This window comes from Microbacterium sp. PRF11 (assembly GCF_031844085.1).
Classification (GTDB): domain Bacteria; phylum Actinomycetota; class Actinomycetes; order Actinomycetales; family Microbacteriaceae; genus Microbacterium.
Map to the genome: position 1 here is coordinate 667,988 of NZ_JAUZUP010000002.1, position 13,636 is coordinate 681,623.

The following is a 13,636-nucleotide window of genomic DNA, read 5'->3' on the forward strand; positions in this document are numbered from 1 at the left end:
GGCGGAGCGTGCTCCCGTCAGTCCTCGAGGCGCGAGTGCTCGCCGAGGCGGTGCCAGGTGCGGTTGTGGTAGACCAGGGCGGCCCCGGGCTCGCCGGGCTCGATGTCGCGCTCGACGTCGACCTGCAGGGCCTGGGCGGCGATGACGGTGGAGCCGCCGGCATCCATCCGGCTGACGATCTTGCATCGCAGCCAGGCGCGTACGCCGTGGTAGACGGGCTCCCCGGTGGACAGGCGCGACCAGGCCGAGGTGTCGGCGAAGCGGTCGAGGCCGCTCGTGGCGCCCGCGCGGGCGAGGCCGATGTCCTCGGCGTCGAGCAGGTGCACCACGATCGTGTCGGCGGCGATGATCGTGGGGGTGGCCGACGACAGGGCCGACACCGAGAAGATCAGCAACGGCGGATCGGCGCTCACCGACGACACCGACGACGCCGTCAGAGCGACGGGGCCGTTCTCGCCGTAGGCGGTGATGACGGCGATACCGCCGGGGTGGCCGCGGAAAGCGCGTTTGAAGTCGTCCGCCGAGACCGAGGTTCCGATCGAGGGGGTGCTCTCGGGGGCGCCGTGCGGAAGAGAGGTCATGGTTTCGACGCTACTCGCTGGGACCGGCCTCGGCTCGGCGGGGGAAACATCGTGAAATGCGGGGTCCGGATGCCGCGGCATCCGGACCCCGTCATCGTCGGTCGGTCACATGCCGTCGGCGATCATCGCCCAGATGAGCTGGACGTGACGATCGGCGTTGAGGTCGGACATCTCGTTGTCGTAGTTGAGTCCGTACGGCCAGATGTGGGAACCGCCGCAGTTGAGCACCGCCCCGGCTCCGTCGAACTCCGCGAGCTTGGCGTTGGCGTTCGGTCCGGTCCACTGCCCGTTCTGGCACATGGCGTACCAGGCGTTCGCGGTGCCGTTGCCGACCGTGTGCGAGATCTCGTGCAGGGCCGTGCGCTCCTGCATGAATCCGCGGTTCTCGCCGAAGCGGATGGTGCCGTCGATGCTCGCCTCGGCCGTGGGCACGCCGGGCACGTAGTACACGTTGAGGTGCCGGTCGAAGTCGCTGAACTCGTTGTAGCGGGCGACCGCGGCATCCATCGCCGCGCGGATGCGCTGGTAGGCGTCGGCCTGGTCGGCGGTGGGGGAGGCCTCTTCGTAGAGCGTGTAGGTCATGCGCCCGGCCGCCTCGGCCGGGGTCGTCGCCACAGCCACGGGGGTGACGGCGGCCGCGAGGGCCAGGGCGCCGGCGACCACGAGTCGGCGGAGCGAGTGCGAACGGGTACGGGGGATATCCGTCATGGTTTTCTCCTTCGAAAGACGCGACATCGTCATCGCGTATCCGGCACGCTAGGCGCGTCCTGACCGAAAACGCAGGGTCCGGCCGGATTTCTCACACAGTTCTCATGTTTGTGAGGCTTCACATCCCGCCGATCACAGGCCTCCGTGACCTTTCCGTTGCAAATCTCTGCTTGACAGCGTGTGATGTGTGAGCGCTAACATTCAGCAACGGCTCACCCGAGAGCTGCATCACATGACCCGGCACAGTGGCCGGCGAAACGAGGAGGTTTCACCATGAAGGCGAAGAAGATCATCGCAGGAGTCGCATTCCTGGGCGCGCTCGCCCTGACGGCGACCGGTTGCGCGGGCGGCGGCGGCGCTGCGGGCGGCAACGGCGGTGGCGACGGCGTCATCACGGTCGGTTTCGCGCAGACGGGCTCGGAGAGCGGTTGGCGCAGCGCCAACACCGAGTCGATGAAGGAGGCGTTCAGCGAGGCGAACGGCTTCAACCTCGTCTTCAACGCGGCCGACAACAAGCCCGAGGCGCAGATCGCCGCGGTGCGCAGCTTCATCAACCAGGGCGTCGACGCCATCGTGCTCGCCCCCATCGTCACCGACGGTTGGGACGACGTGCTGCAGGAGGCCAAGGACGCCAACATCCCGGTCATCCTCGAAGACCGCACGGTCTCGGCCTCCAAGGACCTGTACGCCAGCTGGATCGGCCTGGACTTCAAGAAGGAAGGCGAGACCGCCGGCAAGTGGGTCGCCGAGAACTTCGGCTCCACCCCCACCAACCTGGTCGTCCTCGAGGGCACCACCGGTTCGTCGGCCGCCACCGACCGCGCGTCGGGCTTCGACTCGGCGATCGCCGGCACCGACATCAAGGTGCTCGACTCCCAGACGGGTAACTTCACCCGCGCCGACGGCAAGACCGTCATGGAGGGCTTCCTCCAGAAGTACGGCTCGCAGATCAACGTGCTCTTCGCGCACAACGACGACATGGGCCTCGGTGCCCTCGAGGCCATCAAGGCCGCGGGCCTCACGCCCGGCACCGACATCAAGATCGTCACGATCGACGCGGTCAAGGACGGCATGACCGCTCTGGCCAACGGCGAGTTCAACTACATCGTCGAGTGCAACCCGCTGCTCGGTGAGAAGACGGCCGAGGTCGTCAAGAAGGTCGTGGCCGGCGAGTCCGTCGACAAGCAGTACATCGTCGAGGACCAGGCGTTCGACCAGGAGCAGGCCAAGAAGGTCCTGGACAGCCGCCCCTACTGATCCAGGCATCCCCGCCGACGGCGCCTCCCCCGACGCCCGACGCACCCTCCCCGGCGTGCGGGGCCGGTTCCCCCAACCGGCCCCGCACACCCCATGACTCATCAGAAAGCGGTCGGACATGACTTCCGAACGTGCTGCCGTCGTCGCCATGCGCGGCATCAGCATCCAGTTCCCCGGAGTGAAGGCGCTCGACGGCGTCGACTTCACGCTCTACGCCGGCGAGGTCCACTCCCTGATGGGAGAGAACGGCGCCGGCAAATCCACACTCATCAAGGCGCTGACCGGTGTCTACGGCATCGATGAGGGCGTCATCCGGGTCGACGGGCAGGAGCGGCAGTTCCGCTCCACCGCCGACGCGCAGAGCGCCGGCATCGCGACCGTGTACCAAGAGGTCAACCTCTGCCAGAACCTCACGGTCGGCGAGAACGTGATGCTCGGCAACGAGATCCGCCGCGGCGGAATGCTCGACTGGAAGGCCACCCACGCCGCCGCGGCGAAGTACCTCGCCGAGCTGGGCGTGAACATCGACACCCGGTCGATCCTGGCCAGCCACTCCATCGCCATCCAGCAGCTCGTCGCCATCAGCCGCGCCATGGTCGTCGACACCAAGGTGCTCGTGCTCGACGAGCCCACCTCCAGCCTCGACCGCGGAGAGGTCGAGCAGCTGTTCGGCGTCGTCCGCGACCTGCGCGACCGCGGTGTCGCGATCCTGTTCGTGTCGCACTTCCTCGATCAGATCTACGAGATCTCCGATCGCCTCACCGTGCTGCGCAACGGCACCCTCGTCGGCGAGTATCCCGTCGAGGAGCTCGGCCGCGAGCAGCTCGTCGCGAAGATGATCGGTCGCGAGCTCGGCGAGCTGGATGCCATCTCCGCCAGTGCCGAGCGCGCGATCGACCGCTCGGGCACCCCCGTGCTGCATGCGACCTCGCTCGCCCGCAAGAACGCGCTCGAACCGATCGACCTGGACGTCTACCCGGGCGAGGTCGTCGGCCTCGCCGGTCTCCTGGGCTCGGGCCGCACCGAGCTGGCCCGTCTCATCGCCGGCGCCGACCGCGCCGACGACGGTCAGATCGAGGTCACCGGAACCGGGGCCCGCCTCGGCTCTCCCCGTCACGCGCTCGACCGCGGTGTCGCGTTCTCCTCGGAGGACCGCCGCGCCGAAGGCATCGTCGGCGATCTGACGGTGGCCGAGAACATCATCCTCGGGGTGCAGGCCCGCCGCGGTGCACTGCGTAAGATCAGCGCCGCCGAGAAGCAGGCCATCGTCGACGAGTACATCACCGCGCTCGGCGTGCGTCCCGCGAACCCGAACGCCCTCATCCGCAACCTCTCGGGCGGAAACCAGCAGAAGGTGCTGCTCGCCCGGTGGCTCGCCACCGCTCCGGAGCTGCTCATCCTCGACGAGCCGACCCGCGGCATCGACGTCGGCGCCAAGGCCGACATCCAGCGCAAGGTCGCCGAGCTCGCCGAGAAGGGACTCGCCGTCATCTTCATCTCCTCGGAGCTCGAAGAGGTGCTGCGTCTGGCTCAGCGTGTCGCCGTCCTGCGCGACCGTCGTAAGATCGGCGAACTGGCCACCCGCGACGTCGACCTCGACGGACTCGTGTCCTACATCGCCGAGGGGCAGCTCGACGCGGCCGCCATCTCGACGCCGCAGACCGCACCCGAGACACTGTCGTCCGATCGGGAGAAGATCGCATGAAGAAGTTCCTCACGCACCGCCTCGTGTGGCCGATCGCGGCCCTCATCGCGCTGATCGCCGTCAACACGATCTCGCGGCCGTCGTTCCTTAGCATCACGATGCAGAACGGTCAGTTCTACGGCTCGTTGATCGACATCCTGCGCAACAGCGCCCCGCTCATGCTCGTCGCCCTCGGCATGACGCTCGTCATCGCCACCCGAGGCATCGACCTCTCGGTGGGCGCGATCATGGCCGTCTCCGGCGCCGTCGCCCTCACCGTCATCGAGGCCTCGCCCGATCCCGGCAACCTCGGCGTGGTCTTCACCGCCATCGCCGCCGCCGTGGGTGTGGCACTGGTGCTCGGAGTCTGGAACGGCTTCCTCGTGTCGGTGCTCGGCATTCAGCCCATCATCGCCACCCTGGTGCTCATGCTCGCCGGTCGCGGTGTGGCCCTGCTCATCACAGGCGGCTTCATCACCACGATCAATAGCGACCCCTACAAGTTCATCGCCGGCGGATACGTGCTGGGTCTTCCCTTCGCGTTCTTCGTCGCGATGTTCGCGGTGGTCGTCGTCGGCGTCCTCGAGCGTCGGACGGCGCTGGGCATGCTGACCGAAGCCGTCGGCATCAACCCCGAGGCGAGCCGCCTCGCCGGTGTCCGCTCGCGCGGCATCATCTGGGGCGCGTACATCGCCAGCGGAACGCTGGCGGGTATCGCCGGCATCCTCTACAGCTCGAACATCATGGCCGCCGACGCCAACGCCGCCGGCCTGTACATCGAACTGGATGCCATCCTGGCGGTCGTCCTGGGCGGCACCTCGCTCGCGGGCGGCAAGTTCAGCCTGGCCGGTACCGTGGTCGGCGTCTTCACCATCCAGACGCTCAAGAGCACGATCACCTTCCTGGGTGTCCCGCCCGCCGTCAGCCCGGTGTTCATGGCCGCGGCCGTGCTCATCGTCGTGCTCCTGCAGTCGCCTCGCTTCCGCGCCTTCTTCCACACGGCCGGACGCAACGCCCTGCGTCCCCTCACCCGACGTCCCGACGCAAAGGTGCTGTCCTGATGGCCACTCTCACTGAAGAACGACGCGTCGCGTCGTCGCCCGCGGGCTCGTACCGCCGTTTCCTCAGCCGCCACATCTCGTGGGTCCCGGTGTTCGCCGCTGTCGTGATCCTCGTGCTGATGATCGCGGGGTCCATGTGGTACTTCCCGAACTTCCAGTTGAACCGCATCCTGTCGTCGATCCTGCTCGACAACGCCTACCTGCTTGTCCTCGCGGTCGGCATGACCTTCGTCATCCTGACCGGCGGCATCGACCTGTCGGTCGGAGCGGTCATGGCCTTCACCGGCATCCTCTGCGCGAAGATGCTCGGCGACGGCGTGCCGGTCGCCGTCGCGGTCCCCGCGATGATGCTCATCGGCGCCGCGATCGGTCTGCTGATCGGCGTGCTGGTGCAGTTCTTCGACGTCCAACCATTCATCGCCTCGCTCGTGGGCATGTTCCTCGCCCGCGGTCTCGCGTTCGTGGTCAGCCTCGAGTCGATCAAGGTCGAGAACGACGGCCTGCTGTGGCTGCAGTCGACCCGCTTCTCCTTCGCGGGCTGGTACATCACCCCGACGGGCATCATCGCCTTGCTCACCGTCGCGATCGCCGCGTTCGTGTTGCGGTACACACGTTTCGGCCGTACGGTCTACGCGGTCGGCGGCAACGAGCAGTCGGCCCGGCTCATGGGTCTGCCGGTCGTGCGGGCGAAGCTCTCGGTATACGTCATCAGCGGCGTGTGCGCCGGTCTCGCGGGCATCGTGCTGACGGCCTACTCCGGCGCCGGGTACCCGCTCAACGGCGTGGGCACCGAGCTCGACACGATCGCCGCGGTCGTCATCGGCGGCACGCTCCTCACCGGCGGCAGCGGCTTCGTCGTCGGATCGATGATCGGCGTGTTCGTCTACGGCCTCATCCGCACGATCATTTCGTTCTCGGGTGCCGAGCAGTCCTGGACCCGCATCACGGTCGGCGCGCTGCTGCTGCTGTTCGTCGTGGTCCAGCGCGTGATCGTCTCGCGCTCGGCTCTGAGCCGCTGACCGCACACCGCGGCGGGGGAAACGCCCCGCCGCGGTGTTAGCGCTCTCGCGCAGACCGGGGCATGATGGACCCCATGCCCGCCACTGACGCCCCGCCACTCCTCGAGGTGCGCGGGGCGTCCGTGCGTTTCGGGGTCGAGTCGGCCCTGGCCGGGGTCGACTTCCTCCTGCGGCCGGGTGAGGTCCACTCGCTCATGGGCGAGAACGGCGCCGGCAAATCGACCCTCATCAAAGCCATCACGGGTGCGCTGCGGCTCGACTCGGGCGACATCCTCGTCGAGGGCGAGCTCTCGCGCTTCTCGTCGCCTGCCGACGCGCAGGCGGCGGGCATCTCGACGGTGTATCAGGAGATCGACCTCCTGCCGAACCTGACCGTCGCCGAGAACATCTCCCTCGGCCGCGAGCCCCGGCGGTGGGGCGTGATCGACCACGCGGCCATGCGCGAGCGGGCCAAGGACGCCCTTTCCGCCCTCGGGGTCGACGTCGATCCCGCCTCCGTGCTCTCATCGCACCCCCTCGCGATCCAGCAGTTGGTCGCGATCGCGCGGGCCGTATCGATCGACGTCAAGGTACTGGTTCTGGACGAGCCCACCTCCAGCCTCGACGCCGACGAGGTCGCCGAGCTCTTCCGCGTCATCCGCGAGCTCAAGGAGACGGGCATCGCGGTGGTGTTCGTCTCGCACTTCCTCGACCAGGTCTACGAGATCTGCGACCGGGTGACGGTGCTGCGCGGCGGCCGGCTGGTCGGCGAGTACGCCACCCGCGAGCTGCTGCGCATCGACCTCGTCGAGAAGATGCTGGGAGCCGCTGCCGCTGCGCTCGCCCCCCTCGGCCAGCGGACGATCGACGACGGCGAGAGCCCGTCGATCGTGAGCGCCCGCGGCATCGGTTCGGGTCCCCGCCTGCGCGAGGCCGACCTCGATCTGGCCGAGGGCGAGGTCATCGGCGTCGCGGGTCTGCTCGGCTCCGGGCGCAGCGAGCTCGCGCGCGCGCTCACCGGCGTCGATCGGCCCGCCGCGGGGGAGCTGCTCATCGACGGGCGCCCGGTGCGCTTGAACTCCCCGCGTGACGCGATCGCGCAGCGGATCGCCTACTCGTCCGAGAACCGCCGCACCGAGGGCATCATCGGAAACCTCAGCGTGCTCGACAACATCAGCCTCGCGCTGCAGGCCCAGCGCGGCGTTTTCCACCGGATGAGCACCGCGCGCCGACGCGAGCTCGCTCACAGCTGGGTCGAAGCGCTGCACATCCGTCCGGCCGACATCGATCGACCGGTGTCGACCCTGTCGGGCGGCAATCAGCAGAAGGTGCTGCTCGCGCGACTGCTGGCGCTGTCGCCCCGGGTCATCGTGCTCGACGAGCCGACGCGCGGCATCGACGTCGGTGCGAAGGCCGAAATCCAGCGCCTCGTCGGCGAGCTCTCCGAGAACGGTCTGTCGATCATCTACATCTCCGCCGAACTCGACGAGGTCCTGCGCGTGGCGCACCTCGTCGCCGTGATGCGCGACGGCGTCCTGGCGCAGATCGTCCCGGCCGCCGAGGTCACCCCCGACGCCCTCCTGGCTCTCGTGGCCAAGCCCGAGAGCTCGGAGGGGGCCGCGGATGAGTGACGACAAACCGGCACGCACCGCCAACATCTTCGACGTCGCGCGACTCGCCGGAGTCTCGCATCAGACGGTCTCGCGCGTGCTCAACAACATGCCGAACGTGCGCCCCGCCACGCGCGCCCGCGTCGAGCAGGCGATCGCGCAGCTGCGCTACAGTCCGTCGCCCGCCGCGCGCGCCCTGGTGACGCGCCGGACCCGGACCATCGGTCTCGTCCAACCCGGAACCGTCAGCTACGGCCCGTCGTCGATCGCGATGCACTTCAACTTCGCCGCTCGCGCCGCGCGGTACAACGTGGACACCATCAGCACGCCCGAGAACGAGATCGCGGCGGTGCGCTCGGCGATCGACGGGCTGCTGAAGCAGCGAGTGGATGCCATCGTCCTCATCGTGGTCGACACGGAGGTGCTCGCGGCGGTCCAGGCCCTGGAGCTCGACATCCCCCTGATCGCCGAGGCGTCGTCGAGCCGGCCGCACCCGCGCCTGGTCGCGATCGACCAGTACCGCGGAGCGCGCAGCGCCGTGCGGCACCTGCTCGAGGCCGGGTACGGTCCGATCCGTCACATCGCGGGACCGGCACGCAACCCCGACGCGGTGGAGCGTCTGCGCGGCTGGCGCGAGGAGCTGGCGACCTCGCGGAGCGAGGCGATCCCGGTGGTGCACGGCGACTGGTCGGCGGCGAGCGGGTACCGCATCGCCGGCGAGGCCGACATCGCCCCCGGCGAGGGCATCTTCGTCGCGAACGACCACATGGCGATCGGCGCGCTCTCGGCCCTGCGTGAGCGGGGGCTGCGTGTTCCCGAAGACGTCGGTGTCGTCGGCGTCGACGACCTGCCCGAGGCCGGGTTCCTCTACCCGTCGCTGACCACCGTCCGCCAGGACTTCGCGGCGCTGGGGGAGATCCTCATGCAGAAGGTGCTGCTCGCGGTCGAAGAGCCCGACACGATCAGCGAGAGCACGCCGCTGCCCACACGTCTGATCGTTCGGGATTCGGCCCCCGCGGTGCGCCCCGCCGCCACTCGGCGCTCTCGCTGACCCTGCGGCCTCCCTCCCGGCGGCTCGACGCATCGCCGCGGGGAGACGCGTTCGCCCGCCCGGCGACGTCGCGTCATGTTGACGTCGACATGCTGTTGCCCTTCCGTCTGTGAGCGCTAACATGAGGGGGCTGTCGAGGACGACGGCCCTGCAACGATGCATCACGAGAGGACCCCACCCCCGTGCCCTACACCCCCGCCTCGGCGCCGCCACGGCGCCGATCCCGCCTCGCGCTGACCGTCCCGGTCGTCGCCGCCCTGGTGGCCGCACCCCTGACCGCGCCCCTCGCGGCCGCGGCCGCCGAGACAGACCCGCAGCTGGTCGTGTCGTACCCGCTCGACGAGACCAGCGGAACCGTCGCCCACAACACCTCCGCGCGCGGATCGAGCCTGGACGCGACGCTCGTCGGCGGCCCGACCCTGAGCGGCGACGGCGTCCGTCTCGACGGCGTCGACGACTACGTGCAGCTCCCCAACGACGTCCTCAAGAACCTCACCTCCGTCACGGTGAGCGCCGACGTGATCGTGCGGCCCGAGCAGTCAGGCAACTACTTCCTCTGGGGGCTGGGCAACACCACCGACTGGTACGGCAACGGGTACCTCTTCGCGACCGGGAATCCCGCGCGCGCGGGCATCGCCTCGGGCAACTGGACGACCGAGCAGGAGACCAGGAGCGGGTCCGACCTCGAGCGTGGCGTGTGGAAGAAGGTCACCTACACCCTCGACGCGCCCACCAAGACGGCGCGCCTGTACGTCGACGGTCAGCAGGTCGCGGAGAACACCAACACGACCACCACCCCCGGCCAGATCGGCAACGGCACGACGACCAAGAACTACCTGGGTCGATCCAACTACAACCCCGACAAGCTCCTCGCGGGCAGCATCCGCGACTTCCGTCTCTACGACGGCGCTCTGAGCTCGACGCAGGTGAAGAACCTCATCAAGACCCCCGAAGACGAAGCATCGGTCGCGAGCGCACTCCAGGCGCTGACCGTGACGAACGTCGACGACGTGCGCGGGAACCTCACCCTCCCGACCAGCTCGCAGGGGCTGCCCGTGACGTGGACCTCCGCGAACGCCGCCGTCGTCGACGCCGACGGAAAGGTCACGCGCCCGAGCGAAGACACGACCGTCGAGCTGACGGCATCCATCACCAAGAACGCCGTGACGCAGAAGCGCACGTTCTCCGCTGCCGTGCGCAAGGCCGCCGACATCGGGCCGCTCGAGGGGTACACCTTCGCGTACTTCACCGGGAACTCCGTCGCGGGCGAGAACATCTACTTCGCCGCGAGCAACGGAAACAACGCCCTGTCGTGGACCGAGCTCAACGGCGGCCAGCCGAAGCTCACCTCGACCGAGGGGGAGAAGGGTCTGCGCGACCCGTTCCTCATCCGCTCTCCCGAGGGCGACACGTTCTACCTGATCGCCACCGACCTCTCCATCGGCCGCAACGGCGACTGGGGCCGCGCGCAGCGTCAGGGCTCGAAGTACCTCGAGGTGTGGGAGTCCCACGACCTCGTGAACTGGAGCGCGCAGCGCCACGTGAAGGTCTCTCCCGACACTGCCGGCAACACGTGGGCGCCCGAGGCGTACTACGACGAGACGCTGGGCGAGTACGTCGTGTTCTGGGCGTCGCAGCTGTACCCCGAGTCCGACCCGAACCACACCACGGGCAGCTACAACCGGATGCTCTACGCGACCACGCGTGACTTCGTGACCTTCAGCGACACGAAGATCTGGCAGGACGGGATGTCGCGCATCGACTCCACCGTCATCAAGGCGAACGGCGTCTACCAGCGCTTCACCAAGGACGAGGGTGCGGGCACCACCGGCTGCAGCGACATCATCCAGGAGAGCTCCCCCGTTCTGACGGCGCCCCTGGACCAGTGGACGGGCGTCACCTCGTGCATCGGCCGTAACGCCGGCACGGGTGCCGTCGAGGGGCCGAGCATCTTCAAGTCGAACCCCGGTGACGTCAACGGCGACAAGTACTACCTCTTCGTCGACGAGTACGGCGGACGCGGATACATCCCGCTCGCCACCACCGACATTGCCAACCCCGACTGGAAGGTCCCCGCGAGCTACCGCCTGCCGGCGAGCCCCCGCCACGGAACGGTGATGCCGGTCACGGCGTCGGAGCTGGCCGCGCTGCGCGCGAACCTGCCCCAGCCGCTCTCGGCGAACGCCAACGGCGAGATCGTGCGCTACGACTTCACCGACGCCTCAGGTGCGGTGCTGCACGACCGCTCCGGAGCCGGTCGCGACGCGCAGATCCAGGGCGGTGCGACGTTCTCGAACGGCGCGCTCACCTTCGACGGCTCGAACGACTACGTCGACCTGCCCGACAACCTGCTCGTCGGCGTGAACGACTTCACGATCGAGACCGAGCTGCGCATCGACCCCGCCCAGCGCAACCCGTACTTCCTCTACGGGATGGGCAACACGGCGGGCGATGGTACGGGCAACGGCTACCTCTTCGCCACCGGTGACGGCCAGTACCGCGCCGCGCTGACGACGGGGAACTGGACCGGAGAGCAGAACGCGAACTCCGGTTCGCCGCTGCCGCGCGATCGCTGGGTGCACCTCACGTACACCCTCAGCGGGAACACGGCCCGTCTGTACCTCGACGGGCAGAAGGTCGCCGAGAACACCAACGTGACGGTGCGTCCCGCCGACATCGGCGGTGGCTCGACCCTGGCGAACTACCTCGGCAAGTCGGTGTACAACGCCGACAACCTCTTCCGCGGACAGATGCGCGAGTTCGCGCTCTACAACCGCGCGTTGAGCGGTCAGGAGATCGTCGAGCAGTCCGGAAACGCCGGTCTCCTCGGCGACGTCAGCCTGCAGGATGCCACCGCGCTGAAGGTCGCGCCCCTCGTGGACGCCGCCAACCGCACGGTGACGTTCCCCGTGAAGCCGGGCACCGACCTGACGACCCTGCGTCCGACGTTCGCGACCGCCGCCGGCACCACGGCCACCCCCGCCTCGGGCACCGTCCGCAACCTCAGCACGCCCATGACGGTGACGCTGAAGACGAACGGTCAGGCCGATGTGGTGTGGACGCTCAAGGCGATCGAGATGAAGAGCCCGGTGCTGCCGGGGCTGTACGCCGACCCGAACATCGCGGTGTTCGGCGACACGTACTACATCTACGCCACGACCGACGGCACCCCCGGCTGGGGCGGCAACACGTTCTACGTCTGGAAGTCGAAGAACCTCGTCGACTGGACGCGTTCGGACAAGCCGTTCCTGACCCTCGACGGTGCCAACGGCAACGTCCCGTGGGCCACCGGCAACGCGTGGGCGCCGACCATCACCGAGAAGGGCGGGAAGTACTACTTCTACTTCAGCGGGCACGAGCCCAATGCCAACCGGAAGATGATCGGTGTCGCCGTCGCCGACAGCCCCGAGGGACCGTTCACCGCGGAGGCGCAGCCGATGATCACCAACGGTGAGAGCGTCAACAGCGGTCAGGCGATCGACCCCGCGGCCTTCAAGGACCCCAAGACGGGCAAGTACTACCTGTTCTGGGGCAACGGAAGCCCGGTCTACGGCGAGCTGTCCGATGACATGAAGAGCATCAAGGCGGGCACGATCAAGCGCATCAGCGGTCTGCCCGACTTCCGCGAGGGGCTCTTCATGAACTACCGCGACGGTCTGTACCACCTGACCTACTCGATCGACGACACCGGTTCGCCCGACTACCGCGTCGGCTACGCCACGTCGACGAGCGTCGACGGACCGTGGACCTACCGCGGCATCCTGCTGCAGAAGGACCCGTCGCAGGGCATCCTCGGACCGGCGCACAGCTCGATCATCAACGTGCCCGGAACCGACGAGTGGTACATCGCCTACCACCGCTTCGCGATCCCCGGCGGCAACGGGACCAACCGCGAGACGACCATCGACCGCGTCACGATCGGCTCCGACGGACTGTTCCAGCCCGTGAAGCCGACGCTGACGAGCGTGGACCCGCGCGAAGTCCCCGCGACGCCGGACCCCTCGGCCAGCCCCACGGCGACGCCGACGGCCAGCCCGACGGCACCGCCCACGGCGACGCCCACGGCGACCCCGACGGCGACCCCGACGGCAAGCCCGACGGCCAGCCCGACGGCCGAACCGACCGCGTCGCCCGAGCCGACCGCGTCGCCCGAGCCGACCGCGTCGCCCGAGCCGACGACCGGTCCCACGGGCTCGCCGGAGCCGACGGCCACGTCGACGCCGGGCACGACGCCCACCGCCGGCGCGACCTCGGCGCCCTCGGCCCCGCGCGTCACGGTCTCGACCACCACGGTCGAGCGCGGCGGCATCGTGACGGTGACGGTCACCGGGCTGAAGGCCGGTGAGCAGATCACCGCCGAGCTGCGCAGCGACCCGATCCGCATCGCGGGCATCCCGGCCGCCGACGGCAACGGACGCGTCACGTTCGACGTGCAGATCCCGGGCAACCTGCCCACAGGAGCGCACTCGATCGTGGTGTTCGCCGCCGACGGCTCCGAGATCCAGCGCGTCGGGATCACCGTCGTCGCCAAGGGCCAGCTCGCCGCCACCGGCGCGCAGGCGCCCCTGGCAGCGGGTCTGCTCGCGGCGATGCTGCTGGTCGCCGGTGGAGCACTGTGGGTGATGCGTCGCCCGCGTCGCACCGCGGCGTGATCCGCTGACACCGATGCCGGCGTCGTGCCCTTCC

General features: G+C 68.9%; 9 protein-coding genes. 7 read left to right on the plus strand and 2 right to left on the minus strand.

The window, feature by feature from the left end; all coding sequences use genetic code 11:
• Window positions 1–17: 17 nt before the first annotated feature.
• Together Q9R20_RS08640 and Q9R20_RS08645 are read right to left on the minus strand one after the other, a co-directional pair.
• Window positions 18–581, minus strand: coding sequence for a flavin reductase family protein (locus tag Q9R20_RS08640; RefSeq protein WP_295839657.1), 564 nt, complete (start codon window positions 579–581; stop codon window positions 18–20).
• 105 nt (window positions 582–686) lie between these two features.
• Window positions 687–1,289, minus strand: a complete 603-nt coding sequence (locus Q9R20_RS08645) for a hypothetical protein (RefSeq protein WP_311248950.1) — start codon at window positions 1,287–1,289, stop codon at window positions 687–689.
• A 273-nt stretch (window positions 1,290–1,562) separates the two neighbouring features.
• Here Q9R20_RS08645 and Q9R20_RS08650 point away from each other — a divergent pair, with 273 nt between their 5' ends.
• The 7 genes from Q9R20_RS08650 to Q9R20_RS08680 all read left to right on the plus strand — a co-directional run bounded on the left by Q9R20_RS08650 (window position 1,563) and on the right by Q9R20_RS08680 (window position 13,602).
• A complete protein-coding gene (locus tag Q9R20_RS08650) occupies window positions 1,563–2,546 on the plus strand; it encodes an ABC transporter substrate-binding protein (protein WP_311248951.1) in 984 nt (327 codons plus the stop codon).
• Between the two features lie 118 nt (window positions 2,547–2,664).
• Window positions 2,665–4,251, plus strand: coding sequence for a sugar ABC transporter ATP-binding protein (locus tag Q9R20_RS08655; protein ID WP_311248952.1), 1,587 nt, complete (start codon window positions 2,665–2,667; stop codon window positions 4,249–4,251).
• Window positions 4,248–5,291 carry an ABC transporter permease gene (locus Q9R20_RS08660; RefSeq protein ID WP_311248953.1) on the plus strand — a complete coding sequence of 348 codons (1,044 nt, stop codon included), beginning with the start codon at window positions 4,248–4,250 and terminating at the stop codon, window positions 5,289–5,291. Before Q9R20_RS08655 ends, Q9R20_RS08660 begins: the two co-directional genes overlap by 4 nt.
• Window positions 5,291–6,310, plus strand: coding sequence for an ABC transporter permease subunit (locus Q9R20_RS08665; protein ID WP_311248954.1), 1,020 nt, complete (start codon window positions 5,291–5,293; stop codon window positions 6,308–6,310). Before Q9R20_RS08660 ends, Q9R20_RS08665 begins: the two co-directional genes overlap by 1 nt.
• A gap of 65 nt (window positions 6,311–6,375) precedes the next feature.
• Window positions 6,376–7,920, plus strand: a complete 1,545-nt coding sequence (locus Q9R20_RS08670; RefSeq protein WP_396653677.1) for a sugar ABC transporter ATP-binding protein — start codon at window positions 6,376–6,378, stop codon at window positions 7,918–7,920.
• Window positions 7,913–8,950, plus strand: coding sequence for a LacI family DNA-binding transcriptional regulator (locus Q9R20_RS08675; protein WP_311248956.1), 1,038 nt, complete (start codon window positions 7,913–7,915; stop codon window positions 8,948–8,950). Before Q9R20_RS08670 ends, Q9R20_RS08675 begins: the two co-directional genes overlap by 8 nt.
• A 182-nt stretch (window positions 8,951–9,132) precedes the next feature.
• A complete protein-coding gene (locus Q9R20_RS08680; protein WP_311248957.1) occupies window positions 9,133–13,602 on the plus strand; it encodes a family 43 glycosylhydrolase in 4,470 nt (1,489 codons plus the stop codon).
• Window positions 13,603–13,636: the final 34 nt, after the last annotated feature.

Coding starts and splice junctions, on each gene's coding strand:
- Q9R20_RS08640 (WP_295839657.1), bottom strand. CDS start 581: ATGACCTCTCTTCCGCACGGCGCCCCCGAGAGCACCCCCTCGATCGGA.
- Q9R20_RS08645 (WP_311248950.1), bottom strand. CDS start 1,289: ATGACGGATATCCCCCGTACCCGTTCGCACTCGCTCCGCCGACTCGTG.
- Q9R20_RS08650 (WP_311248951.1), top strand. CDS start 1,563: ATGAAGGCGAAGAAGATCATCGCAGGAGTCGCATTCCTGGGCGCGCTC.
- Q9R20_RS08655 (WP_311248952.1), top strand. CDS start 2,665: ATGACTTCCGAACGTGCTGCCGTCGTCGCCATGCGCGGCATCAGCATC.
- Q9R20_RS08660 (WP_311248953.1), top strand. CDS start 4,248: ATGAAGAAGTTCCTCACGCACCGCCTCGTGTGGCCGATCGCGGCCCTC.
- Q9R20_RS08665 (WP_311248954.1), top strand. CDS start 5,291: ATGGCCACTCTCACTGAAGAACGACGCGTCGCGTCGTCGCCCGCGGGC.
- Q9R20_RS08670 (WP_396653677.1), top strand. CDS start 6,376: ATGGACCCCATGCCCGCCACTGACGCCCCGCCACTCCTCGAGGTGCGC.
- Q9R20_RS08675 (WP_311248956.1), top strand. CDS start 7,913: ATGAGTGACGACAAACCGGCACGCACCGCCAACATCTTCGACGTCGCG.